This is a genomic window from Acinetobacter indicus CIP 110367, from assembly GCF_000488255.1.
In the GTDB taxonomy this organism is placed as follows: Bacteria; Pseudomonadota; Gammaproteobacteria; order Pseudomonadales; family Moraxellaceae; genus Acinetobacter; species Acinetobacter indicus.
In genome coordinates this window covers 509,210-533,352 of the sequence record NZ_KI530755.1, presented here as the reverse complement: position 1 = coordinate 533,352, position 24,143 = coordinate 509,210, and the positions used below count along the sequence as shown (strand labels likewise).

Annotated in this window: 21 protein-coding genes; 12 read left to right on the top strand and 9 right to left on the bottom strand. The window is 44.8% G+C overall.

Annotation, left to right across the window (positions count from 1 at the left end):
• Positions 1–46 precede the first annotated feature (46 nt).
• Positions 47–538 carry an META domain-containing protein gene (locus P253_RS11135; protein ID WP_016658648.1) on the bottom strand — a complete coding sequence of 164 codons (492 nt, stop codon included), beginning with the start codon at positions 536–538 and terminating at the stop codon, positions 47–49.
• A gap of 228 nt (positions 539–766) precedes the next feature.
• Here P253_RS11135 and P253_RS11130 point away from each other — a divergent pair, with 228 nt between their 5' ends.
• The 3 genes from P253_RS11130 to P253_RS11120 all read left to right on the top strand — a co-directional run bounded on the left by P253_RS11130 (position 767) and on the right by P253_RS11120 (position 3,949).
• On the top strand, positions 767–1,933 hold the full coding sequence (locus P253_RS11130; protein ID WP_005179996.1) for an acyl-CoA desaturase: 1,167 nt from the start codon (positions 767–769) through the stop codon (positions 1,931–1,933).
• 114 nt (positions 1,934–2,047) lie between these two features.
• Positions 2,048–3,493, top strand: a complete 1,446-nt coding sequence (locus P253_RS11125; protein ID WP_016658647.1) for a protein adenylyltransferase SelO — start codon at positions 2,048–2,050, stop codon at positions 3,491–3,493.
• Positions 3,494–3,568: 75 nt separating this feature from the next.
• On the top strand, positions 3,569–3,949 hold the full coding sequence (locus P253_RS11120; RefSeq protein ID WP_016658646.1) for an MmcQ/YjbR family DNA-binding protein: 381 nt from the start codon (positions 3,569–3,571) through the stop codon (positions 3,947–3,949).
• An 80-nt stretch (positions 3,950–4,029) separates the two neighbouring features.
• Here P253_RS11120 and P253_RS11115 read toward each other — a convergent pair whose 3' ends face one another.
• The 4 genes from P253_RS11115 to baeS form a co-directional block, all read right to left on the bottom strand.
• Positions 4,030–5,070, bottom strand: a complete 1,041-nt coding sequence (locus P253_RS11115) for an IS481 family transposase (protein ID WP_016658645.1) — start codon at positions 5,068–5,070, stop codon at positions 4,030–4,032.
• Between the two features lie 152 nt (positions 5,071–5,222).
• On the bottom strand, positions 5,223–5,489 hold the full coding sequence (locus P253_RS11110; RefSeq protein ID WP_016658644.1) for a hypothetical protein: 267 nt from the start codon (positions 5,487–5,489) through the stop codon (positions 5,223–5,225).
• Between the two features lie 264 nt (positions 5,490–5,753).
• Positions 5,754–6,440: a response regulator gene (locus tag P253_RS11105; protein ID WP_005180005.1), complete on the bottom strand. Its 687-nt coding sequence runs from the start codon at positions 6,438–6,440 to the stop codon at positions 5,754–5,756.
• A gap of 15 nt (positions 6,441–6,455) precedes the next feature.
• On the bottom strand, positions 6,456–8,126 hold the full coding sequence (gene baeS / locus P253_RS11100; protein WP_016658643.1) for a sensor histidine kinase efflux regulator BaeS: 1,671 nt from the start codon (positions 8,124–8,126) through the stop codon (positions 6,456–6,458).
• A 134-nt stretch (positions 8,127–8,260) separates the two neighbouring features.
• Here baeS and P253_RS11095 point away from each other — a divergent pair, with 134 nt between their 5' ends.
• From P253_RS11095 to P253_RS11080, 4 genes are all read left to right on the top strand, one after another.
• Positions 8,261–8,872, top strand: a complete 612-nt coding sequence (locus tag P253_RS11095) for a hypothetical protein (RefSeq protein WP_016658642.1) — start codon at positions 8,261–8,263, stop codon at positions 8,870–8,872.
• Positions 8,873–9,168: 296 nt separating this feature from the next.
• The gene (locus P253_RS11090) at positions 9,169–10,971 is read left to right on the top strand and encodes an acyl-CoA dehydrogenase C-terminal domain-containing protein (protein ID WP_016658641.1); all 1,803 of its coding nucleotides are present in this window, start codon (positions 9,169–9,171) and stop codon (positions 10,969–10,971) included.
• A gap of 173 nt (positions 10,972–11,144) precedes the next feature.
• Positions 11,145–12,926 carry an acyl-CoA dehydrogenase C-terminal domain-containing protein gene (locus P253_RS11085; RefSeq protein ID WP_005180012.1) on the top strand — a complete coding sequence of 594 codons (1,782 nt, stop codon included), beginning with the start codon at positions 11,145–11,147 and terminating at the stop codon, positions 12,924–12,926.
• A gap of 148 nt (positions 12,927–13,074) precedes the next feature.
• A complete protein-coding gene (locus P253_RS11080) occupies positions 13,075–13,572 on the top strand; it encodes a phosphate-starvation-inducible protein PsiE (protein ID WP_005180016.1) in 498 nt (165 codons plus the stop codon).
• Between the two features lie 147 nt (positions 13,573–13,719).
• On the opposite strand, the gene P253_RS11075 is transcribed toward P253_RS11080, so the two are convergent.
• Positions 13,720–14,145 carry an RcnB family protein gene (locus P253_RS11075; protein WP_005180017.1) on the bottom strand — a complete coding sequence of 142 codons (426 nt, stop codon included), beginning with the start codon at positions 14,143–14,145 and terminating at the stop codon, positions 13,720–13,722.
• Between the two features lie 183 nt (positions 14,146–14,328).
• Between P253_RS11075 and P253_RS11070 the strand changes: the two genes are divergently transcribed.
• Positions 14,329–14,784 (top strand): hypothetical protein, encoded by a 456-nt coding sequence (locus tag P253_RS11070; protein WP_005180018.1) that lies wholly within the window; start codon positions 14,329–14,331, stop codon positions 14,782–14,784.
• A 239-nt stretch (positions 14,785–15,023) separates the two neighbouring features.
• On the opposite strand, the gene P253_RS11065 is transcribed toward P253_RS11070, so the two are convergent.
• The gene (locus P253_RS11065; RefSeq protein ID WP_016658640.1) at positions 15,024–16,487 is read right to left on the bottom strand and encodes a phospholipase D family protein; all 1,464 of its coding nucleotides are present in this window, start codon (positions 16,485–16,487) and stop codon (positions 15,024–15,026) included.
• A 105-nt stretch (positions 16,488–16,592) separates the two neighbouring features.
• Complete coding sequence (gene znuD / locus P253_RS11060) at positions 16,593–18,746, bottom strand: zinc piracy TonB-dependent receptor ZnuD (RefSeq protein WP_016658639.1); 2,154 nt, start codon at positions 18,744–18,746, stop codon at positions 16,593–16,595.
• A gap of 142 nt (positions 18,747–18,888) precedes the next feature.
• Here znuD and P253_RS11055 point away from each other — a divergent pair, with 142 nt between their 5' ends.
• The 4 genes from P253_RS11055 to P253_RS11040 all read left to right on the top strand — a co-directional run bounded on the left by P253_RS11055 (position 18,889) and on the right by P253_RS11040 (position 22,799).
• The gene (locus P253_RS11055) at positions 18,889–19,653 is read left to right on the top strand and encodes a DUF4184 family protein (RefSeq protein WP_016658638.1); all 765 of its coding nucleotides are present in this window, start codon (positions 18,889–18,891) and stop codon (positions 19,651–19,653) included.
• A 144-nt stretch (positions 19,654–19,797) separates the two neighbouring features.
• Positions 19,798–21,582, top strand: coding sequence for an aspartate--tRNA ligase (gene aspS, locus P253_RS11050; protein ID WP_016658637.1), 1,785 nt, complete (start codon positions 19,798–19,800; stop codon positions 21,580–21,582).
• Between the two features lie 111 nt (positions 21,583–21,693).
• Positions 21,694–21,912, top strand: a complete 219-nt coding sequence (locus tag P253_RS11045) for a hypothetical protein (protein WP_005180031.1) — start codon at positions 21,694–21,696, stop codon at positions 21,910–21,912.
• A gap of 23 nt (positions 21,913–21,935) precedes the next feature.
• Positions 21,936–22,799 carry a lysophospholipid acyltransferase family protein gene (locus P253_RS11040; RefSeq protein WP_016658636.1) on the top strand — a complete coding sequence of 288 codons (864 nt, stop codon included), beginning with the start codon at positions 21,936–21,938 and terminating at the stop codon, positions 22,797–22,799.
• A 36-nt stretch (positions 22,800–22,835) separates the two neighbouring features.
• Here the strand turns inward: P253_RS11040 and P253_RS11035 are convergent, their stop codons facing one another.
• Positions 22,836–23,999 (bottom strand): capsular polysaccharide export protein, LipB/KpsS family, encoded by a 1,164-nt coding sequence (locus tag P253_RS11035; RefSeq protein WP_016658635.1) that lies wholly within the window; start codon positions 23,997–23,999, stop codon positions 22,836–22,838.
• Positions 24,000–24,143: the final 144 nt, after the last annotated feature.

Here is a 24,143-nt window from a genome sequence, read left to right as displayed (position 1 = left end):
TCAGCCTGCATGTTACAGGCTGATTTTATATTGATTGAACTTCTATTTAGCGTTGATTGGCCTGAATCAGCATCAGCCCGCGCTCATCCAGCAAATATAAAGTTTTACCCTGTAACTGGAAGCGTTTGACCCGTTGCAAGGCATCCATCAAGTCGGCTTCCTGCGCCAGCGCATGATCACAACTATTATGCGTGGCACGGCTGTTCAGGCTTAAACGGCCCTGACTGAACTGCAGCTGATAGCGGCCGAAAAGAGAATTACAGCCGGTATTGCCCTGCAGATTCTGAAAACGGGAATTGAGCATTAAATACGGGCTGGCATGAAAATAACGTGCCTTTTTCCCCTGAATGGTTTGAATTTCCCAGCGAATATCCTGCAGACCATCGCTACTGCGTTTAACCGCTGCCGGTGCTTTTACCGCACGTGGCTGTGACTGGACTTTGGAGGCTGTAGAAGACGGCGGTGTGCTTTGACAGGCCGTAATGAAAACCGCCGCGATCAAATACGGCAAAATTAAACTAATTTTACGGTATCTCATGTGATTGATTTCGCATTGATCAAGGATTTATCTTTATCATGCCGCAGCCTTCGATAAAATCAATGAAGCTTCAATCTTATTCTGTTACTGTTTAGTACAATACATCTGTACAATAATGCTAGTGACGCCGAAACGCGCATGCTAATATGCTCAAATCTTATTCCATACAAAAAGTAATGGATTAAGCACTTCTTTACACCTCCCCAGCTTTCAGGAGTACTGTTGGAGATGAATGCTCCCCTACCCAAAGCCCCAATTAACTGGGTTGCCGTTTTTGCTCTGGTGTTCTTGCCAATTGTCGCAATCATTGCCATCCCGTTATATGCTTACCACCATGATTTTAGCCTTGCGGCTTGGATCAGCATGTTTGTTTTACTTGGCGTTAGCAGCTTGGGTATTACAGCAGGTTATCACCGTTTATGGGCGCACCGTGCCTATGAAGCCACTTTACCTTTGAAAATCATTTTAATGATTATGGGCACCTTTGCCGTGCAGAACAGTATCCTGTTCTGGGCCTCAGGTCACCGTACCCATCACCGTCATGTCGATGATGTCGATAAAGATCCGTATTCCATCAATAACGGTTTCTGGTACGCCCATTTAGGCTGGATGCTGCGCGACTATCCGGCAGCAGAACCGAATTATAAAAATGCGCCAGATTTGCTGAATGACAAACTGGTGATGTTCCAGCATAAATACTATGTACCGTTAGTGATTCTGGTGCATGTCGGCATTTTACTCCCAATTGGCTGGGCTGTTGGCGATATCTGGGGTGTTCTGCTATTAGGCGGTTTGATGCGTCTGATTCTGAGCCACCATGTGACCTTCTTTATTAACTCGCTGTGTCATATGTGGGGCAAACGTCCATATACTGACGAAAATACGGCACGTGACAACTTCTGGCTGGCTATTGCTACCTGGGGCGAGGGTTATCATAACTATCACCATATCTTCCAGTACGATTACCGTAATGGCGTGAAATGGTGGCAATATGACCCGACCAAATGGTTAATCTGGAGCTGTTCGAAACTGGGTCTGGCAAAAAACCTGCGCCGTATTCCAAGCTTTAATATTAAAAAAGCGGAACTGGCGATGAAGTTCAAATATGCCGAGCAGGACCTGGCGGTATATGGCCACAATGTCAATGACGACATCAGCAGCGTCAAACAGCGTCTGGCACAAGAATATGAAGCCTTTACCCATACCCTAAATGACTGGGCCAAGTTAAAAGAGCAGGAAATTCAGGCCAAGAAATCGGCGGTGGCAGAAAAAATCCATCAAATGGATGACAAGCTGAAAGTTGAATTCCAGCTGGTAGAACAGCGTCTAACCCATCATCGGGAAACCCTGAACATTCTGATGCGTAACCTGAAAAAGAATCCGGTTTCACAATAATACCAAAGCCCTGCAAAAAGCCTCCTGATGGAGGCTTTTTCTATTCGGAAACACGACACTTTTCTCCAGCCAAGTTTGTTATAGTGAAGGCCTGTTCTGAATGGCTGTTCTGCAATGCAATTTAACTCGCGCTATCCTACCCTGCCTTCCCGTCTGTATCACCAGCAACAACCGCTGCCTTTAAAAGGCGCCAAAGCCGGGCATTTCAATGCAGCACTGGCCGATGAACTGCAATGGTCAAATGAAGACAAAGCACAGTGGGTCGAAATCTGTAGCGGCCAGAAAACATTTGCTGAATTTCCGGCATTGGCTATGGTTTATGCCGGGCATCAATTCGGGCAATGGGCCGGTCAGCTCGGTGATGGACGTGGTTTACTGATTGCCCAGATTGTTGACCAGCATCAGCAGACCATTGATCTGCATTTAAAAGGTGCCGGTGCTACCCCTTATTCACGGATGGGCGATGGTCGCGCGGTGTTACGCTCGGTGATTCGTGAATATCTGGCCGGTCATGCCTTAAATGCCTTGGGCGTACCTTCCAGTAATGCCGTGGGATTTACTTCATCCACCCAAGGGGTACAGCGTGAAAAACTGGAACCGGGTGCAATGATGTTACGTACCTCGGACTGTCATATTCGGCTGGGGCATTTTGAATGGATCAATCAATATCAGCCAGATTTACTGCCTGAATTTACCCAGAAATGTATCGAATGGCATTATCCGGAATGTCTGAAGGCCGAGCAGCCTGTTTTAGCTTTTGCCACGCAGGTGGTGCAGCGTACTGCAGTGATGATTGCCCAATGGCAGCTGGTTGGCTTTGCCCATGGGGTAATGAATACCGATAATTTAAATATCACCGGCTCTACCCTAGATTTTGGTCCTTACGGTTTTATGGAGCGCTTTCGCCCGAACTGGATCAACAACCATTCCGATTATCAGGGACGTTATACCTATCAGCAACAGCCGAGTATTGGGCACTGGAACTTGTGGACCTGGCTGAACAACCTGATTCCACTTTGTCCGGCAGACGATGACCAAGAGCAATGGAAAACGGATCTGGCTCAATGTCTGGCCCATTTTGAACCGACCTTCCTGGAACACTACAAGCATGGTTTAAACCAGAAAATGGGCTTACCCAGCTTCCATAAAGACAGCTTTGACTGTGCGATGGCTTTTTTAAGAATCTTGCAAAGCGAGCAGCTGGATTACACCCAGAGCTTTATTCGCCTGCAACATAAAGACTATGAAACGATTAAAGATGACTGCCTGGACCGCCGTCAGTTTGAAGCCTTCCTGACGCAATATGAGCGTATTCGTGAACATCAGGATACCGATGAACTGGATGCCGCCATGACCGCCGTCAATCCACATTACATCCTGCGCAACCATATGGCGCAAAAAGCAATTGAACTGGCCGAGCGGGATGATTTTTCTGAAGTCGAGCGTTTATTTCGCCTGCTCAGTCAACCCTATACCCGACAGACTGCGCTGGAAAAACCGGAAGATTTAGCGCCGCTGCCAAGCGATGTGCCTGAAGTGATGGTCAGCTGCTCGTCTTAAAGTATCCACATTAGCCTGGTAAATTGTGGATAATTTCAGCATTATCCCCAAAGTGCCCTTCAACCTAAATTGCGTATGGCTTTGCATCCACTTGCGGCAAAAGTCGCTACTACCCTGCCTGAAGTCACAGTGACCCAGCCTTTTGGTGAGGGTTGTGATGTGTTTAAAGTGCAGGATAAAGTCTTTATGTTACAGTTTCATCTGCACGGACAAGCGGCCATTAATTTAAAAGTAGCGCCAGATCATGGTGCCATGCTGCGTGATATTTATCCGTATATTCGTAGCGGCTGGCATATGAATAAACAGCACTGGATTTCAGTGTATGAAGATGAAGAGCTGGATGAAGCTTTAATCGAAGATTTAGTGCTGAATTCTTATGCGTTGGTGGTGTCCAAACTCAAGAAACTGGACCGACAACGTATAGCGTTACTCAAAACTGTAGGCTCGCGTGTTTAGCTCGGGCAAAAACACAGAGATAAATTGTACTAGCTCAAACCTGATCTGACAGTTACCCATTTTTTATTGTGCCTGTCAGGTTAAATTTGAGCTAAATTCTTCTCAGCCCAAATCCGTTTTCCATCAAGTAAAGTTTCAAGTGGTGTACGACCACAGCACATTTTTCCTTGATGAGTCCGTTCAGTATTATAGAATTTCAGCCAATCGTCTAGATCAATTTGTAATTCTTCCAATGAGCTATAAAGCTTCTTCCTAAACGTAATTTGATAGAACTCCTGCAAAATCGTCTTATGGAAACGCTCACAGATACCATTTGTTTGCGGCGAAGCTGCTTTTGTCTTCGTGTGATCAATATCATTAACTGCCAGATACAACTCATAGTCATGTTGTTCTACCTTACCGCAATACTCAGTACCTCTGTCTGTGAGGATGCGAAGCATTGGTAAGTCCTGAGATTGATAGAATGGCAACACACGATCATTGAGTAAATCAGCCGCTGTAATCGGTGTTTTTGTTGTATAGAGCTTGCAATGAACGACCTTGCTATAAGTGTCGATGAATGTTTGTTGATAGATTCGTCCAACACCTTTGAGATTCCCGACATAAAAGGTGTCTTGCGCGCCTAAATAGCCTGGATGAGCTGTTTCGATTTCACCACAAGCAACGTCATCCTCATGCTTACGTTCAAGTGCCGCAATCTGCTGATCATTTAATTCAATACCATCCTGTGCCACTTTAGCCTCAAGTGCTTTTAAACGCTTCTTAAAGTTTTCTAAATCATGACGAAGCCATATAGAGCGAACCCCACTCCCTGAAACGAATACACCCTTCTTGCGTAATTCATTACTCGTACGGTGCTGACCATATGCGGGATATTGAATTGCGAAATCAATAACAGCCTGTTCAGTAGTATCATCTACACGGTTTTTTAAATTTGGTACTCGACGGGACTTATTAATCAGTGCGTCAATATCACCAGACTTCACTAATTCCTGATAGCGATAAAATGTATCTCTTGAAACCCCCATCACTTTGCATGCTCTGGATACATTCTGAAGCTCTTCAGCTAAATTAAGCAGACCTACTTTGTGTTTAATGATTTGATTGTTAGTATGCAACATAAGAAAGTTACCTTTGTTTGATTAAGATTTCGACACCTTTATCAAAATGGGTAACTTTCTCTTTTTCAAGAAGAATGTACGATCAAGTCTGAACTAATACAGATAAATCGTGCCCACAGTTTAATCCTGTCTCTCGTATGTAAAATCAGCGATTAAACTTTATATTTATCATTGAACAAATCAAAGGCTTTGCGCCACCCTGAATGTTCACTGCTGTGCTGGCTTTTTGCAATTAAATACTGCAATAGTGCTTTGATGGTGGCCACTGTATCGGAATTTAAACAGACAATAATCTGCTGTACACAGAAGTTGATCTGATGTTCCAGGCGGGAACTATCCTGGGTTTGTTCAAAATAGTGTATCGCGGGGGTGATATTGCGCTGAATTAAGCGTGCGACAAGCTCAGTATTGACGTGCATAGAAAAATTCCCAAAAGCGGGCTGCGGATTATACCGGAATTTTATTTACTTCAATTTTCAGGCTTATTAAAATTTACAAAATATTCTTGTTAAAAATTAAATTCATTTAAAAATTATAATATTAGAAATCCCCCCTTTTATCTTGGTCTTATGCTTGATCAGTCTGTTGATTTATCACCATCCTGCCCCTAAATACTGCACAACCTACTCTCATAAAAAAAGCGAATAGGCACATATCTATTCGCTTTTTCACTCCGCATGAAATTAATCTTCCGGATATTCAAAACGGTAGCCAACCCCATAGACTGCCTGAATCCACTCATGACGATTACCGGTTTCTGCCGCTTCGGAAATCTTGCGGCGCAGGTTTTTGATATGACTGTCAATCACCCGATCTGCAACATCAAAACTGTCCGGGTTAATATGGTCCAGCAACTGGGCACGGGAATAAACCTGCCCAACATGCTCTAAAAACAGTTCCAGTAAACGAAATTCGGTCGGGGTCAGGTTCAGTGCTTTTTGCTGATACCAGATCCGTTGCTGGGCTTTATCCATCCGGAATAAATCATTGGTTTCCGGTTCAGCCTTGCGGTCTAAGCGACGCAGCACTGCCTGCACACGTGCCACCAGTTCTTTCGGACTAAATGGCTTACAAATATAGTCATCTGCACCCATATTCAGGCCTAATACCCGGTCAATTTCTTCGGTACGCGCCGTGACCATAATAATGGGTAAATCAGACTGCTCACGTACTTTACGGCAAATGGTCAGCCCATCCATACGTGGCACCATCAGATCCAGAATCATCAGGCTCGGTTTACGCTGCAAAAAGCTGTTATAGGCTTCTTGTCCATCATGAAACATACTGACCTCAAACCCAGCAGCTTCAAGATAGTCGCGGACCAATTGAGCGAGTTCAACTTCATCTTCAACCAGCATGACATGTTTCATGAATATCTTTTCCTTTTATTGTTTGGTCGGAATCGGGAAAGTCAGTTTGCAGCGCAAGCCACCCAATGGCGAATGCGCAAAACTCAGCTGGCCACCCATGGCCTGCGCAATTTTAGCAGACAGCGCCAGACCTAAACCGGTACCGCCAGTGCTCCGCGTACGCGAATCATCCACCCGGTAAAAACGCTCGCCTAAACGGGCCAGCTGTTCATCGGTCAGGCCAAATGGACTGTCATCGACATAGACACTCCATTCTGTTGCCGTCTGCTCACTATGAATATGAACCTGCCCACCGGCCTCAGTATAACGAATACTGTTCGCAATCAAGTTCACCATAATTTGTTTAAAGCGGTCTATATCTAATTTTAAAGGCACAGCTTCACCTTCTAGACGCACACTTAACTCGGCCTGTTCAAACTTCGGCCGGAAATTCTCGACTTCCTGTTCAATCACCTGCCAAGGGTTGATTGGGGCCAGATAAAATTTCAGCTGCATGGCTTCGGCCTGGGCTAAATCAGCCAGGTCCTGAGTCAGTTTTTTCAGGCTGCTGACCTGACGCATCATCGCATCTAAGTGTTCCGGTGTGGCTTTACGGATACCATCCTGCATGGCCTCAATTTGGGCCTGTAACACTGCCAGCGGGGTTTTTAATTCGTGCGAGGTATCAGCCACCCACTGCCGGCGTGAGGTTTCATGCTGATCTAAAATGACTGCCAGCTGATTCAGCTCTGTAGATAAATCACCGAGTTCATCATTACGGTTTACTTTCACCTGATACTGATAATTGCCTTTGGTCAGTTCACGGGTCCCATGGAGCAGACGCTGAATCGGCTTTTTAAAATAGGTCGCCAATAACCAGGCCACCAGTAAACTGGCAATAAAGGACAGACCATAAATCAGCAGCAGATAACGCTTTTGTTCACTGAAGAAATTGATGCTGAGTGCATCATCCTGATCCAGCACCGGTTTTAACCCCAGATAACCGACCACCTGATTGTTCATTAAAATCGGGCGATACGACATTTGTCCTTCTGCCGGCTCACCGACCACAAACTGACGCTTGGCATCATATAAAGCCAGACGTGAACTAAGACCCAAACGGTCCGGCATGGAAATAAACTGTTTTTTGCCATCCGATTGTGGCTGATTCGGACGCGGATTCTGGGCACTGCCCTGATTAACCCGGGTGGTATTCTGCTGCGCGCTTAAAGGAAATTTCAGGCCTTCAAAGGGACGGTACTCGGAAGGCAGATTCATTTCCAGCCATTTTAGTTCCTCCTGCGAGGCCTGGCGTTTCTGCGGATCTGGTTCAGCCAGCGTTGGCGCCACATTCATTAAGGTATGTTCTTCAAAATAACGCTGCTGCAAGGCAATATCGTACTGACGGCGCAACCACCAGCGCGACAGGCGGTCATAATCTTCCGGGCCGGCCTGCCCTTCAATTTGCAGAATTTGTGCCTGAATGGCATTGCCCCAATCATGATAGACGCCATACACACCGGCCAGATTATGAATCACATGATCCAGCTTCTGCATTTCGACATCGGCCACGTATTTGGTGAAATTGCGTTGCATATTCCAGTGCAGCACCCACAGGCTGACCGTGGAAATGACCAGCGCGGTCAATAGCACAGTCAAAAACAGGCGCAGGGCGATTGGAATCCGGCGTATTTTCAAAACACTCATCTCAATTTTTCTTTTATTTCACTATTGTAGCGAACAGTGTTTGAAAAAACTCTCCATTGTTTCTTCATCTTTATTATTTATTCTTGTCGCAGGTAAAAATAACTGTATCGCGGTTCTGTGTGGAGACAATAATCATGAAAACGATGACAAAAATTGCGCTTGTTTCAGTGGGTTTACTCAGTGTCGGGACACTGACAGCCTGTCAGTCAACCAATAGTACAGCAACGCCGGAACGTGAAGGCCGTATGGCTCATTCCATGCACGGCAAACATGCACGCCTAAGCCCGGAACAGCGTGAACAATGGCAGCAGCTGCGTACTGAACGCCGCCAGATGATGCAGCAGATCAAAACGGCCTGTGAAGGCAAAGCTGCCGGACAGGTGGTTCAGGTCAAAGCCGGTGAAAAAATCGTGAATGGGACCTGTACCCTAATATTTACGCCGGAACGCCAGCAGCTTAAACACAGCCGTGAACATCGTCCAATGCGTGGCGATGTACGCCAGTTTAAACAGCATGCTGCTCAGACCGGTGCCTTAACCGATGCCAAACGTGCCGAACTGGTGAAACAGTATGATCAGCGCCTAGCACAGCGTCAGGCCCGTCAACAGGCTATGGCCAATGCCTGTAACGGTAAAATAGCCGGTCAGACTGTCCAGATTAAACTGGGGGATAAATCGGTCAATGGTCAATGCAGCCTGCGTTTTAAACCGAATACCGCTGTGACCATTCCTGCCAAAGTGGCTTAAGCGAAGTCAGCAAATAAAAAAGGCGCATGGTGCGCCTTTTTTATTGAACATATCTGTTTACGTTTTTGACTATTTGTCCACTTCCTATACCGATAAATCTGTTTACACTCAATACACTTAGCTATTTCAAGTTAAAAATCTTTGACTTTACAGTCACCAAGAAAAGCCATTGAAATGCTTGTACCCAATTAGAAGATGTTGCACGATTAAAACATTCAAGATGCGCCTGTGAAGGCGCGTGAACTCACTGATTTAGGATTATAACCGCTGGTTAAACCAGTATTGAGGAACCCGATATGCCACAATACAAAGCGCCACTACGTGATATGCAATTTGTTTTGCATGAATTATTAAATGCCGAAGATCACTATGCAAAGTTACCTGCATTCCAAGAAAACGTAAGCCGTGAATTGGTTGACCAATATTTGGAAGCAGCAGCTGATTTCTGTGAGAATGAACTTTCTCCTATCAACCAATCAGGCGATCGTGAAGGTTGTACTTGGAACGATGGTGTTGTTACTACGCCGACCGGCTTTAAAGAAGCGTATCAAAAATTTATCGAACTTGGCTTCCCATCGTTGTCTGCTGAAGAGCAATATGGCGGTCAAGGTCTACCTGTATCTTTAGGTAACGTGATTTCTGAAATGGTGGGTACTGCGAACTGGGCATGGGGCATGTACCCAGGTCTTTCTCATGGTGCTGTACGTACTTTAGAACATCACGGTTCAGACGAACAAAAATCCACCTATCTACCTAACTTGGTTTCAGGTGTTTGGACCGGCACCATGTGTCTTACTGAATCACATGCTGGTTCTGATTTAGGTATCATTCGCACCAAAGCTGAGCCTCAATCAGACGGTAGCTATGCCATCACAGGCGAGAAAATCTTTATCTCAGCAGGTGAACATGACATGGCTGAGAACATTGTCCATATTGTTCTTGCTCGTCTTCCTGGCGCACCTAAAGGCACCAAAGGTATTTCACTATTTATCGTACCAAAGTTCAATGTTAATGCAGATGGCTCTTTAGGCGAGCGTAACGCAGTTCGTTGTGGTTCAATCGAACACAAAATGGGGATTCATGGTAACGCAACTTGCGTGATTAACTTTGACAACGCCAAAGGTTTCTTGATTGGCCCTGAAAACCGTGGTCTAAACTGCATGTTCACGTTCATGAACACTGCGCGTATTGGTACTGCAATTCAAGGTCTCGCAGCATCTGAAGGTTCTTTCCAAGGTGCATTGGCTTATGCCAAAGACCGTGTGGCAATGCGTTCACTTTCTGGCCCAAAAGCCCCTGAAAAAGAAGCAGATCCAATCATTGTGCATCCTGCGGTACGTAACATGCTGTTGACGCAGAAAGCATTTGCAGAAGGTGGTCGCGCACTAGTGTATTTGTTGTGTCTACACGCTGATATTGTTGAACAAGGTGCAACTGAAGAAGATCGTAAATTCTCTGACAATATCTTGTCTTTATTGACGCCAATTGCAAAAGCATTCTTAACTGAAACAGGTTCTGAATCTGCAAAACATGGTGTGCAAGTCTTCGGTGGTCATGGCTTCATTTCTGAGCATGGCATGGAACAAATTGTGCGTGATACACGCATCTCTACCATTTATGAAGGAACCACTGAGATTCAAGCACTTGACCTTTTAGGCCGTAAAGTGTTGGGTACACAAGGTGCAATGTTGAAAGACTTCACCAAAATCATCCATAAGTTTGTTGAAGCAAACAAAGACAATGCTGCAATAAAAGAGTTTGTTGAACCTCTTGCTGCTCTAAACAAAGAGTGGGGCGACCTGACCATGCAAATTGGTATGCGCGCAATGCAAAACCCTGATGAAGTGGGTGCAGCTGCAGTTGATTACATGTATTTCTCTGGCTATGTAACGCTTGCTTACCTATGGGCTCGTATGGCATTGGTCGCACAAGAAGCACTTGCAGCGGGCACCACCGATGTAGACTTCTACAATGCTAAAGTGACGACTGCACGTTTCTACTTCAAGAAAATCTTGCCACGTGTACGCTCGCATGTTGACGTGATTGCGACTGGCCTGGATCCATTGATGGCGCTTGATGCTGAACACTTCGCCTTCTAATGCACGTGATGTGTAGTAACTTGTAATGGATGTAAAAAGGACGGCCAGCTGTTGGCGGTCCTTTTTCTCTATTTATCGCGCTATATTAACCCTTCGTCGTCTAATCAATTGAAATCTCATCGTTTAGACTGACCTGATCACTATGAATAAACAAGAAACAGGTGAAATGAACTATGCCAATTTATAACGCACCGCTTGCCGATATGAAATTCATCCTGAATGATGTCTTCCAAGCAGAACAATTCTGGCAAAATAACGAAAATCTCGCCCACCTCGATGCTGCAACCGCAGAAGCCATTCTTGAAGAAATGGCCAAATTTACCCAGAACGTTACCCTGCCCTTAAACCGTACTGGTGATGAAGAAGGTGCCCAATATAACAATGGCAGCGTAACCACACCGGCCGGTTTTAAAGAAGCATTCAAGCAATATGCTGAAGGCGGCTGGATTGGCCTGGGTGCCGATGAAGAATGGGGCGGTCAAGGCATGCCAAAAATGCTGACCGTTCTGTCAGATGAAATGATTTTTGCCACCAACCCGTCATTCATGCTGTATCCACTGCTATCGGTTGGTGCGGGCATGGCACTGAGCAGCTATGCTTCTCAGGAACAAAAAGAAACCTATTTACCAAAAATTTATTCAGGTGAATGGTCTGGCACCATGTGTCTGACTGAACCACATGCCGGTACCGATTTGGGTATTATTAAAACCAAAGCGGAACGCAACGAAGATGGCAGCTATAACATTACCGGGACCAAAATCTTTATTACTGGTGGTGATCATGACCTGGCTGAAAACATCATTCACTTAGTACTGGCCAAAACGCCGGATGCACCTGCCGGTTCACGCGGTATTTCGCTGTTTATTGTGCCGAAATTCCTGGTCAATGCCGATGGTTCACTCGGTGAACGTAACCCGGTTGGCCCAGGCTCTATCGAACACAAAATGGGGATTAAAGCCTCTGCCACATGTGTCATGAACTTTGATGGTGCCAAAGGTTACCTGGTTGGTAAAGAAAATGAAGGCCTGGCAGCCATGTTCGTGATGATGAACTACGAACGTCTGTCAATGGGTATTCAGGGCTTAGGTGCCTCTGAATTTGCTTACCAGAATGCAGCGCAATATGCGACTGACCGTTTACAGGGCCGCAGCGCTTCCGGTGTACAGTCACCAAATAAACCGGCTGACAGCATTTTAGTGCATGGCGATGTACGGCGTATGCTCTTGAATGTACGTGCCAACAACGAAGCATCACGTGCCTTTGCAGTCTATGTCGGCCAACAGCTGGACATCACCAAATTCTCGACTGATGCAGACGCGGTGAAAAAAGCCAATGACCGTGTGGCGCTGCTAACGCCAATTGCCAAAGCCTATTTAACCGATACCGCCTTCCAGGCAACCTTGGATGCGCAAATGTGCTTCGGTGGTCATGGCTATATCCGTGAATGGGGCATGGAGCAATGTTTACGTGATTTACGTATTGCGCAAATTTACGAAGGTACCAATGGCGTCCAGTCACAAGATTTAATTGGCCGCAAAACCATTAAATGTCAGGGTGCCTATATTGCAGAATATATTTCTGAAATCCGTGACTTTGCCAACCAGTTAGATGCCGATCTGAACTTCATTAAAGATGCGACCTTAGATGCAGCTACAGAAGTCGAATCAGTAACACAATACATTCTGAATGCGGCGTCTGAAAATGCGGAATTCCCGAATGCAGCAGCAGTCGATTATTTACACGCGGTTGGTCTGCTCAGCTTTGCCTATATGTTTGCCCGTATTACCCAAGCAGCGCAGGCCAAACAGGGTGAGTTCTATCAGAACAAACTGGCGCTGGGTCTGTACTTTGTACAACGTATTCTGCCAGAGCTGGAAATGCGGATTACCCGTATCAAAGCCGGTTCTGATGTGATCATGAAATTCTCGGAAGATTATTTCACTCATCAGGCTTAAGCTTTTTATCTCTCAAAAACGCCTGCACTGTCAGGCGTTTTTTTATAGCATCCATGTTTGCCTGCTGTTTTTACACCACTTTTCCTGTAGTTGTGCACAGTTTTTGCATGAGTTTTTCTTATTCATTCAGCAGAATCAGGAGGAGCCTATGACAGCACGGCATCCCAAAGTAGAAAAAATAGAAACCCTCCTCGACCGGCTGGGTAATCTGGCCGTTGAAAGTTTTCACTATATTGCCCTGTTCGTGATTGGCTGTATGGTGATCTGGTCGGCCGGCCATACTGTGGTCGATATTCTGACCGTCAAACAATATGCCACGATTGATGATATTTTACTGCTGTTCATTTATTTGGAGCTCGGTGCCATGGTGGGTATTTACTTTAAAACCAACCACATGCCAGTACGCTTCCTGATTTATATTGCCATTACCGCCCTGACCCGGCTGCTGATTTCCGATATCCAGCACGACCATAAAGCGGATATTGACCTAGTAATTATTACCGGTTCGATTCTGATTCTAGCCTTTGCGATTCTGGTGGTACGTTTTGCCTCCTGGAATTATCCATCGGTAATTCGGGATAAACACAGTGAAAAACCGTTGCCACAAGGCAAGACCCCACGCCCGGAAGATGATGAACTGGCCTAAACACCAAAATCACATCCATCATTCAAATCTGAAGAACAAAAAGCGCGCCTGGATACCACTACGGCGCGCTGATTTTTGAGTGAAGATTCACCGGATCATCAGTTTGGCTCAAATACTTTTCTTCACCGCTTGAACGCTTCAGATGATCTAACGGTTTGGCACCAAAATATAACGACCATTTTCATAAATCCAGTAGCTGCCATTTGGCGGAGCCGGCAAACCTAAACGGCGCCAGTCAGTAATGATGGTCTGCGTGCTGCTTTCAATCCGGGCCACATTCGGGTCACCATTGACCCAGCTATAACTTTGCGAATTCTGGTAAATGGTGGTGGGCGCCTGATATTGAATACTGATGCCCGGACGTACCGGTTGATGGCCCCATTGCGGACGGGGCGGATAATATTGTGGTGGCCTGTGCTGCGGATAAGACGGGCGATGCTGTGGATAATGCTGCGCATGCGATTTTCGCTCCACACCCTGATAACTGGCCCAGCGATTGGTATCGGCCAGCGATAATGTCGAGATGGCAGACAATCCAATGCCTAACCATAAACCTGCTTGTATTCTTTTCACTACCCGACTCCCAAACATCAGCCTATTGATTTTACTATAAAACAGGATTAAGGATAAAAAATGAACATGCATGCTTTATACAAGTTTTTTAGATGAATGGCGGTAGATCGGCCGTATTTCTCAGTGAAAATAATGGCCTACTTTTATGCTACACTCGCTTTTTTTCATACTAGGTTCATGCTTGTGTCTGATTTAAGTTTTGATCGTCTTTATGAATATTTCTGCAAAGTACCCAGTGTTCAAAAAAACTTGATCGATGCCTATGGCACAGATGGTGCTCAGGCATGGTGGTTTAAATTTCAGATTAATGTAGCACACCCACTGGCCTGGCAAACCGTACAGGAACTGGGTCATGTGCTGAACTATATTTCCAAGAATGAACGTTTGCCAACGCAGTTTTTACCGGTATCGCCACCACCTTATATGAATGGTGAAGCCAAAGATTTCCTGTCTTGGGTAATCCAGTGTAATCATGCCGATTTCCCGCCCGATGTGGTCTGCGACTGGCTGGAAGCGCGTTTGCCGAATCCGGTTGAAGATGAAAGCCAGTGGAAAATTAAAACCGACCTGAGCGAGCTGGATGAGCTGTCTGATAAAGATCTGGATGAATTGGTACCACCGAATCCGGGGCAAAACTAAGCGTTAAACCTTAATCTTGACCTCTCCCTAACTCTCTCCTAGAAGGTTAAGGAAAAGCGTGTCTCCCTAACCTTCTCTTACGAGGAGAAGGAAAAGCTATTGTTCCTAACTCTCTTGCAAGGAAGGGGAAAATCGCTTCTCTCCAACCCTCTCTTTACAGGATGGAAGAAAACTCATTCTTCCAGCTCTCTTATAAGCAGAAGCCACGGCTCCCAAACAGAAGCTTGGAATGAGGGAGGTTAGAACGTCGACCAGCCACTCCATTCCATCAAACGATACAGTCCATATTTCAGCGTCGATTCATCGGCATACTGGGCATAATCCACACTCATCTGACGGCCATTTAAGTTTGACCAGGCGGTATCAAAATACTGCTGAGCATCTTGAAATACCGGTGCTTGAGCCAGGCCTAACACGCGTAAATTGGTTTCCAGATTATAGTTTTTTAAATTCCGCGCGGTGAAATTGGCCGAACCTAAAATCATCTCCTGTTGCTGGGCATTGCGCTTGATTAGCATTTTGCTATGACATTGCTCGCCTTGGGTATTACACCAGCGCAGTGGAATACCGGCCTGATGTAATTCTGCTGCCACTGGCCGGTTCGGTACACCATTTTTTTCCAGACCAAACGCATCTTTATTAGCATCCAGCAACACCCGCAATTTCACCCCACGCTCATGGGCTGCAAGCAGGCTTTTGATAATCTGGCGCTCGGACAGATAGAACATCACCAGATCAATCTGTTCATTGGCTTTAGCGCTATTGATCAGGTTTAAAGTCGCATCATAAATGGCTTTTTCAGTCAGCACCTGCACCTGCGGTTCAGTAGCAGCGGCCTGAAACTCACCGACAATCACCCCGGGAATATTGCTGCCGGACATGAGCGCCACCGACTGCTCGGTTTTTAGAATATCTACCGCGGTGTTGCCTTTGACCACCAGCGCCACATTAGAATGATGGGAACTGGCATCATGCGGATTCATTGAGGTCACCAGAGCTTCCCAGCCGTCCGGGGTATCAACCACAATGGTTTTACGGTGGTTGGCCTTAAAATTTAGCAGCTCGGAATAACTACGCAGGGTGATTTTGCCCTCACCAAACGGATTGGCCAGCCAGCCGGCATCCGGATTATTGCGGATGCCCTGACAGCAGATGTACCAGAACCCGGACCACATCGGATTGGAAGCGCGTAGCGGGGTTAAATTGGTTTCGATCACATCAATTCCGGCCTGGCGCAGTTGCCGATAATGCTCTGGCGCAAGCCCGCCATAAACCGAGTTAATCGGATCGGTAATCAGCTTGATTTCAATATCCGGCTGGGTACGGCGTTTTTGAATCAGTGCATCGGTCAATTGCTGGCTGAGCGGTTGATGCTGGGCCTGTGATGCCCCGGTTTGCGGATTAAACAGGAACATATCCAGCACAATTAAACTTTGTGCTTCATCAATCAGGCGCAGCATTTCATTAAAAATCTGATGATCATAATGCTGCTGGCCCTGTGCATCCAGATAGGTCTGATCGGCCAGAAATTTGACTTCGGCATGACGTAGCGGTCCCGCATAATTCAAACCATCCGGTAAGGGCTTATAGGTATGATACAGTGCCGAGGATAAATAGCTTAACGCCAGCAGGCCCATCATCACGCCCAAATAACGCCGTGGTGACCAGTTCAGTTTATTGTGAATTCGTTCAAAGATACGCATAAGAAAAAACCTAACCCAATCAACTCAGGCTAGGTTTTCTTCAGGCTTTTTTCAAGAGGATTTCCGTGACATCCTCTTGATTTTGGCAATAAATTTAAGTTCTGCTTAGAAGTTATATTCTAAACCAACGGTAAAATTACGGCCCACTTGCGGAATATTGGACAGGAATGAGGTGTGTGAATAAACCTGATCATCCAGCAGGTTATTGGCTTTAAAGAACACGCGGTAGTCCTGGTTATTCGCCATGGCACCTGCATAAGCCAGACCGACATTGACCATGTTATAGCCTTGGGTTTCCTGTTCATAGCTGGCAATCTGGTCCTGTTTAAAGACATGATAGTACTCTGCCAGACCTGACCAGCCGTCAGCAAAATCAGCTTCTACTTTGGTACCTAAACGGCCTGCTGGTACACGCGGTGCGTTTTCACCATCAATTTTGCCACGCACATAGTCACCAAACAGGCTGACTTTATAAGCATCGTTAATGGCATAGCCTAACTGCGCTTCTGTACCGTAGAAACGGGCTTTGTCTTGTTTATAATCAACTAGACGGAATGTTCCTTCGCTGTCGGTTGTTGAGCCATAAATATAGTTATCAAACCAATTGTGATAAACATGCACATGATAGTCGAGTTTTTCACCTTCATAATGCAGACCTAACTCAAGGTTATTTGACTTCTCAACATCCAGATCCTCATTTCCACGCTCATAGGTATTGGTGGCAAAGTGAATACCGTCCGCATACAACTCTTGTGCCAGTGGTAAACGTTGCTGATGCGAGCCAACCACAGAAAGCTTATAGTTTGGAGCAAATTCCCAATTGGCTGCTGCTGAACCTGACACACCGGTATCTGAATAGTCTTTTTGAGTTGAATCTACATCAATTTTTTGATGTTCTACACGTGCACCCAATTCCACATGCACATCACCAAACTGCTTATGTTCTAAACCGAACAGGCTATATTTTTCGGTCTTGGTGTCTGCCATCAGCACGCCACTATGAGAATGCCCATCATGTTCTTCCGCACCACCCGCAAGATTAATTTTCTGTTGGCTATATTGGGTACCAAAGACCCCTTCCCAACCCGCGACTGGTTTATGAACCAACTCTAAACGGGCATCATAGCCTTTGCTTTTAAAATTACTGATAACTTCACTTTCTTCCAGCTCGTCATGTTCATAATCGGTATAGCTGGCATGGGCACGTAACTTGTCAAAGCCGGAAAATGGCTGGTCCAGCTCAGCACGGACGTCATAACGGTGTGATTCCAGATCGACCCATGGACCACCATGATGCGCATGGTCATCACCATGATCATCGTGAGGAGGACATTCAATTATATTCGGATTGTCATAATCTGGCCCACAACCATGATATTCATGACTATGCCCTGGTAAACCGTATTTGTCCTGACGGTTGCTATAAGACACCCCGACAAAACCACGGTCATGAATCCATGAGCCGCCAATATTCACGGTTTGGCCTTCAGCAAAGGTATTGTCTACACGACGGGCTTTATCAAAATGTGTTTCATGCTCTTCATCACCCTCATGTGCATCATCATGTCCATGATCTTCATGGCCAGCTTCATCATTATGATGTTCTACCCAGTAATCCGGCGTAATATAGTTATTCGCTTTACGTTTGGAGCCTTCTACACGTAAGGCAAAGTTGTCACCAATTGCCGCCGTCACCCCCGCACTGGCCAGCTTCTCATCGCTACCCGAGTTATAGCGCACGCCGACGGTGCCCTCTAAGCCATCTGCTGGGATTTGGGTTGGAATTTTCTGATCGGTTACATTGACCAAGCCACCCACGGTACCGGCACCATAGAGTAAAGTTGATGGACCACGAATCACTTCAACCTGTTTTGCCAGAATTGGATCTACCGTAACTGTATGGTCTGGAGATAAAGTCGATACATCGGCAGTTTCAGATGCGTGTTGTAAGACTTTGACACGCGGACCATCTTGACCACGAATCACGGGGCGGCTTGAACCTGTGCCGTACTGATTTGAATATACCCCCAGTTCATCAGCCAATGCATCACCAATGGTTGTTGGGCGTTCCACCAATACTTTCTGTTCCACCACCTGATCTGCTACCGCAAAATCCGCTGCAGTCTGAACCAGAGGATGGGCTTTTAGCTGGATGGTTTCAAGTTGCTGCGCATTGGATAGATTCGCCTCATCTGCAAAAACCGCAGGGGCCACAACAGCAAAAATAGACAGTGTTATTAAATTCTTATGGAAGGACATGACTCAGGCTCAGAGTAACAAATTTGAATAATGTTATAATATAACATTCCAACTGTTTTGCAATAAAAAACATAAAATTCATCTTTGCTTGGTTAAGCTATAGGGCCTCGCGGATTTTTCTGTTTTTATTGTCTATGCCTGTATGCCCTTTACCTTATCTCATGCGGTTTTAGCACCACCCATTGCCCAGCTGACAGGTCATCGTCTTCCCGTTGCAGCCCTTGCCATTGGCTGTATGCTGCCCGATTTAAGCCGTTTATTTACCACCGATCAGGGCGGCTTGAACCATTTATGGAGTTCAATTGTTCATCCAAATTTATGGCTGGGTCTGGCTTTTTGTGCGGCGTGGTATCTGATTTATCGTCCGGTGCTGTATCGGGCGTTGGGCATACAACATGAGCTCAATCTGGATTCGTTCAAGTCGACCTTTGGTTTTTTGCTTGCGGTAGTCCTCGGGCTATTGCTAGGCAATGCCACCCATTTAATTTGGGATGGTTTAACTCACGTCGACTTTCGCACTTTTGCCTTTCATAACGTCTTAAGCCAGCCGGTGTCCTGGTTTTCCCAGACCTATCCACTACATTTTATTTTGCAGATTGGCAGTTCGCTTCTGGCCCTGCCGTTTTTGCTGGGGATGTGCTGGCGTTATTATCAGCGCTATCGTCAGCACTGGCCAGTTAGCCGACGAGTCAAACAAGCGGCAGCGATCCTGATTGGCCTAGCCATTTTGCTAGGTGCCTATTCGGTCTGGGATTATGCTCGCTATTTCAGTGATGAACTGTGGTATAGCCATCGTTATTATTTTCTGGGCCGGGCTTTTAATGAGTTTAGTCAGGGTGCACTCATAGCTTTAACCCTAGGTTGTATTTTATTTCAGATTCTGGACCGCAATCATGAGTTCGGTTAACTCGAAATAGCAGGAATTTGCCGGGTTTTTCACGCTAGTTCTTGTGACAAAACCTGCAAAGAGGCATAATCCAACATTTACTTCAAGCGGTACGCTGTTTACGTATGCGCTGTCATTAACCCATATAGTTGGATTTTTTACGCTATGATGCGAACTCATTACTGCGGTTCTTTAACCGAAGCTCAAATCGACCAAACCGTAACCTTGTGTGGTTGGGTACATCGTCGCCGTGACCACGGTGGGGTGATCTTCCTGGATATGCGTGACCGTGACGGTCTGGTACAAGTGGTTATCGACCCGGATACCCCAGAAGCGTTTGCCACAGCAGATAAAGCTCGTTCTGAATTCGTATTAAAAATTACAGGCCGTGTACGCCGCCGTTATGCGGGTACTGAAAATGCCAATATGGTCAGTGGCCAGATTGAAGTATTGGGCAAAGAAATTGAAGTGCTGGCTCAATCTGAAACGCCGCCATTCCCACTGAATGATGAAAACACCAATATTTCTGAAGAAATCCGTCTGAAATACCGCTTCCTGGACATCCGTCGTCCAGAAATGTTAGAGCGCTTACGTTTCCGTTCTAAACTGACCAACCTGATTCGTAACTACTTCGAAGACAACGGTTTCCTAGACGTTGAAACCCCAATTTTGACTCGTGCAACGCCTGAAGGTGCACGTGACTACCTGGTTCCAAGTCGTGTATCTAACGGTAGCTTCTACGCACTGCCACAATCACCACAGCTGTTCAAACAGTTATTGATGGTGGGTGGTATTGACCGTTATTATCAAATCGCCAAATGTTTCCGTGACGAAGACTTACGTGCGGACCGTCAGCCAGAATTTACCCAGATCGACGTTGAAACATCGTTCATGAGCGATGATGACATCATGGATCTGATGGAACGTTTGACCGTGAAGATGTTCAAAGAGCTTCTAAACGTTGAATTCGAAAAATTCCCGCGTATGACCTATGCCGATGCGATACGTGACTATGCATCCGACAAACCGGACCTGCGTATTCCGTTGAAACTGATTGATGTTGCAGATTTAATGCAAGACGTTGAGTTCAAGGTATTCGCTGGCCCTGCCAAAGATCCGAAAGGCCGTATTGTGGCACTTCGCGTTCCGGGTGCAGGTTCACTGCCACGTAGTGCAATTGATGAATACACCAAATTCGTGGGTATCTACGGTGCCAAAGGTCTGGCTTACATCAAAGTCAACGAACTTGAAAAAGGTATCGAAGGCCTGCAATCGCCAATCGTGAAATTCATCGAGCCAATCGTGCTGGATCTCTTAAAACGCGTTGGTGCTGAAAATGGTGACATCGTCTTCTTCGGTGCAGATAAAGCCAAAGTTGTGAATGACGCAATGGGCGCGCTTCGTGTCAAGATCGGTCACGACATGAATCTTTCGACGTGCGAATGGGCTCCGCTTTGGGTAGTTGACTTCCCAATGTTCGAAGAAACTGATGATGGCAAATGGACTTCTGTGCATCACCCATTCACGCTGCCAAAATCAAGCGTTGAAGACGTGAAGAACAACCCGGGTGCTGCGCTGTCTGTCGCTTACGATATGGTATTGAACGGCACTGAAATCGGTGGTGGTTCACTGCGTATTCACAACCTGGAAATGCAAAAAGCCATCTTTGAAGCTTTAGGTATTGGTGAAGAAGAAGCTGAAGAGAAATTCAGCTTCTTACTAAATGCTTTACGTTACGGTGCGCCTCCACACGGTGGTCTAGCATTCGGTCTGGACCGTTTAGTGATGCTGATGACCGGCGGTGCGTCTATTCGTGATGTGATTGCATTCCCGAAAACCAAGACTGCTGAATGTCCATTGACTCAAGCACCAGCACCAGTTGAAGCGACTCAACTGCGTGATTTGGGTATTCGCTTACGTGAAAAACCAAAAGCGGAATCTCAAGAATAATAGCTTGTCATTCTAAAGAAGCCCTGCACTTGCGGGGCTTTTTTATTACATTGAGATCACTGCCGAGCAATGGCATAATAACTGCAGTTTTCATTCTTAGGTGATTCAGCAATGGCAATGCGTCCTGCAGTACGTAACCGTGGTATCATGCTCATTGTCTTTTCGATTGTACAATGGCTGTTTATGCGTTATATCTTGGCGAATAACCTGTTTGCGCTTGATACCAATGACCGTATTGTGTATTTCAGCCTGAGTAGTATTATCGGCGCCTTGCTGATTTTTGTCGGACTGATTTATATGGTCTTAAAAGGCAATGCAGATCGACCATAATTGCGCGGACTCTTGCTTGATTCATGTATTCCCTTCTTAAAAATTTCTCCAAACTCCCCCTGCGCTTGATTCAGGTCACCGCCCGATCTGTGGGCTGGTTGCTGTATGTGAGCAACTCCTCCACCCGACGTGTGACAGAAATTAATTTAAAGTCTGCTTATCCGGAGTTATCTGAATCAGAACGGGAGCAGCTCACAAAGCGCAGCATAAAAAGCCAATGTATGACCTATGCAGAATCGGTCAAGATTTGGGGTTCTGCACCGGAGTTTGCCCTTGAACAGATCAAGGTCGTGCATGGAGAAGATATTTTTTTAGACGCCCTGCAAAACCCGAATGGGACCTTGGCAGTGGTGCCGCATTTTGGCACCTGGGAATTGATGAATGCCTGGGTGAATTTACATACTGCACCGGTCATTATGTATAAACCGAGCAAAAATCCGGATGTAGACCGGTTTATGCTGGAAGCACGCCAGCGCCTTAATGCCACACTGGTACCCACCGATGAAACAGGCGTACGTGCCTTATTTAAGCATTTAAAACAAGGTGGATTTGCTGCGATTTTACCGGATCATGTGCCTAAAGAGTCGGGGGGTATTTATTCACCTTTCTTTGGTCAGAATGCACTTTCCTCTACCTTGCTCTCTAAACTGGCAGCCAAGACCCAGTGTTCAGTGATTGGCTTAAGCTGTTTACGCCGTGAAGATTTAAGTGGCTTTGAGCTGCATGTGCAGACCTTATCTGCAGAGATTAATGCCAAAGATTTGCAGCTTTCAGTCGATACACTGAATAAAGAAATGGAGCGCATGATTAATGTCGCTCCAGAACAGTATTTGTGGGGGTATAAGAGGTTTAGGAAGGTTTACATTAATATAAGTATATATAAATAAACAATCATCAAAATAAGAAAATTCTAAAATAAATTATTAAATATTCAACTTACCCTTTAGTTTTAAAAAATTAAATTTCATAAAATAAAATATTAAATAAAAAGGATTAGATCTTAGATGCTTCAATAAATTTTTCTGCCCTTCAAAATCACGCTCAATTAAAACAACTCTCTTAACTCTTTTCATATAATCTTCCTGAGCATTTAAAATATTTAAAATAGACTCTTCCTCTATATCTATATTCTGCTTTATAAATTTATTTTCATCAATAATAACCTCCAACTTTCTTTTTATTTCAGCTTTACCATTATAACCAACCCAGTATTTTGACAATAAAAAAGCCAGATATTTTTTTTGATAAATTGATAAATTATAATCTAAATCATAATTAACAAAAATATCCTCAACTTGATCCAATGCTTTAATTTTATTTGTAATCGAAAACCACTCACTTTCACCAAAACAATATACTTTTTTATTCAATAACAAGGACTCTAAACTAACCCCAGAGTTACAAGCTAGCACACACTTACTCATTTGAATAAGTTGAGTAATATCTCCATTTGAAATAAAAATCCACTTATTATTATAACTTAGTTTAAATACAAGTGACTTCAATAATTCTGAATCACATTTTGGATGAAGTTTTATTACTACTCTTTTTTTATATTGAATAGCCAACTCTGAGATCCTTTCAATAACATCTACCACATCTAAATAAGCATGATCTGCAACACTATCAGTTCTGACTTGTAAAGCAAATAGAATAAAATCTCCTTCAAAGGTTAACTTTGTTTTAGATTGTTTATACTTCGATATACCTTGCTTTAATTGATTAATAAAAGGTTGCAAAATTTCATCATAGTTAGCAATATTATTAATTTCATGCTGATATTTAGCTGGATTTTTAGCAATATCCGACCATCCTCCATATCCTTTTGGATCAATAGAATATAGTCCTTTAATAGGAGCTTCTTTATAAGACCACACTCCTTCTGGATTGTTATAACTATGGAATGAGAGATAAGGACCTTCTGTATGGGGGCGTGCTATACCATATGATGGATACCCTACCGGTATAGAGCTAACCAATTGATTTAATTCAATTAAACATAAATTAATATTATTCAAAAATGCTATATTTTGTGAGTCTGCCATTTTTACCCAATCTTTAGGATACTCAAAAATAAATTTATTCATTATTCAGCATGACAATAGTGGTAGTAGATTTACATATATTAGCAATTAATTAGTCTTAACTTTTAATTTTTTTACTTTATAAAAAATAAAATTAATGCTAAATTATAACGAACACAACACGATTTAAAGCAACCTATTAGTTCT

Excerpts from the sequence above, each read along its gene's own strand:
- P253_RS11135 (WP_016658648.1), bottom strand. The coding sequence starts at position 538 with ATGAGATACCGTAAAATTAGTTTAATTTTGCCGTATTTGATCGCGGCG.
- P253_RS11130 (WP_005179996.1), top strand. The coding sequence starts at position 767 with ATGAATGCTCCCCTACCCAAAGCCCCAATTAACTGGGTTGCCGTTTTT.
- P253_RS11125 (WP_016658647.1), top strand. The coding sequence starts at position 2,048 with ATGCAATTTAACTCGCGCTATCCTACCCTGCCTTCCCGTCTGTATCAC.
- P253_RS11120 (WP_016658646.1), top strand. The coding sequence starts at position 3,569 with ATGGCTTTGCATCCACTTGCGGCAAAAGTCGCTACTACCCTGCCTGAA.
- P253_RS11115 (WP_016658645.1), bottom strand. The coding sequence starts at position 5,070 with ATGTTGCATACTAACAATCAAATCATTAAACACAAAGTAGGTCTGCTT.
- P253_RS11110 (WP_016658644.1), bottom strand. The coding sequence starts at position 5,489 with ATGCACGTCAATACTGAGCTTGTCGCACGCTTAATTCAGCGCAATATC.
- P253_RS11105 (WP_005180005.1), bottom strand. The coding sequence starts at position 6,440 with ATGAAACATGTCATGCTGGTTGAAGATGAAGTTGAACTCGCTCAATTG.
- baeS (WP_016658643.1), bottom strand. The coding sequence starts at position 8,126 with ATGAGTGTTTTGAAAATACGCCGGATTCCAATCGCCCTGCGCCTGTTT.
- P253_RS11095 (WP_016658642.1), top strand. The coding sequence starts at position 8,261 with ATGAAAACGATGACAAAAATTGCGCTTGTTTCAGTGGGTTTACTCAGT.
- P253_RS11090 (WP_016658641.1), top strand. The coding sequence starts at position 9,169 with ATGCCACAATACAAAGCGCCACTACGTGATATGCAATTTGTTTTGCAT.
- P253_RS11085 (WP_005180012.1), top strand. The coding sequence starts at position 11,145 with ATGCCAATTTATAACGCACCGCTTGCCGATATGAAATTCATCCTGAAT.
- P253_RS11080 (WP_005180016.1), top strand. The coding sequence starts at position 13,075 with ATGACAGCACGGCATCCCAAAGTAGAAAAAATAGAAACCCTCCTCGAC.
- P253_RS11065 (WP_016658640.1), bottom strand. The coding sequence starts at position 16,487 with ATGCGTATCTTTGAACGAATTCACAATAAACTGAACTGGTCACCACGG.
- znuD (WP_016658639.1), bottom strand. The coding sequence starts at position 18,746 with ATGTCCTTCCATAAGAATTTAATAACACTGTCTATTTTTGCTGTTGTG.
- P253_RS11055 (WP_016658638.1), top strand. The coding sequence starts at position 18,889 with ATGCCCTTTACCTTATCTCATGCGGTTTTAGCACCACCCATTGCCCAG.
- aspS (WP_016658637.1), top strand. The coding sequence starts at position 19,798 with ATGATGCGAACTCATTACTGCGGTTCTTTAACCGAAGCTCAAATCGAC.
- P253_RS11045 (WP_005180031.1), top strand. The coding sequence starts at position 21,694 with ATGGCAATGCGTCCTGCAGTACGTAACCGTGGTATCATGCTCATTGTC.
- P253_RS11040 (WP_016658636.1), top strand. The coding sequence starts at position 21,936 with ATGTATTCCCTTCTTAAAAATTTCTCCAAACTCCCCCTGCGCTTGATT.
- P253_RS11035 (WP_016658635.1), bottom strand. The coding sequence starts at position 23,999 with ATGAATAAATTTATTTTTGAGTATCCTAAAGATTGGGTAAAAATGGCA.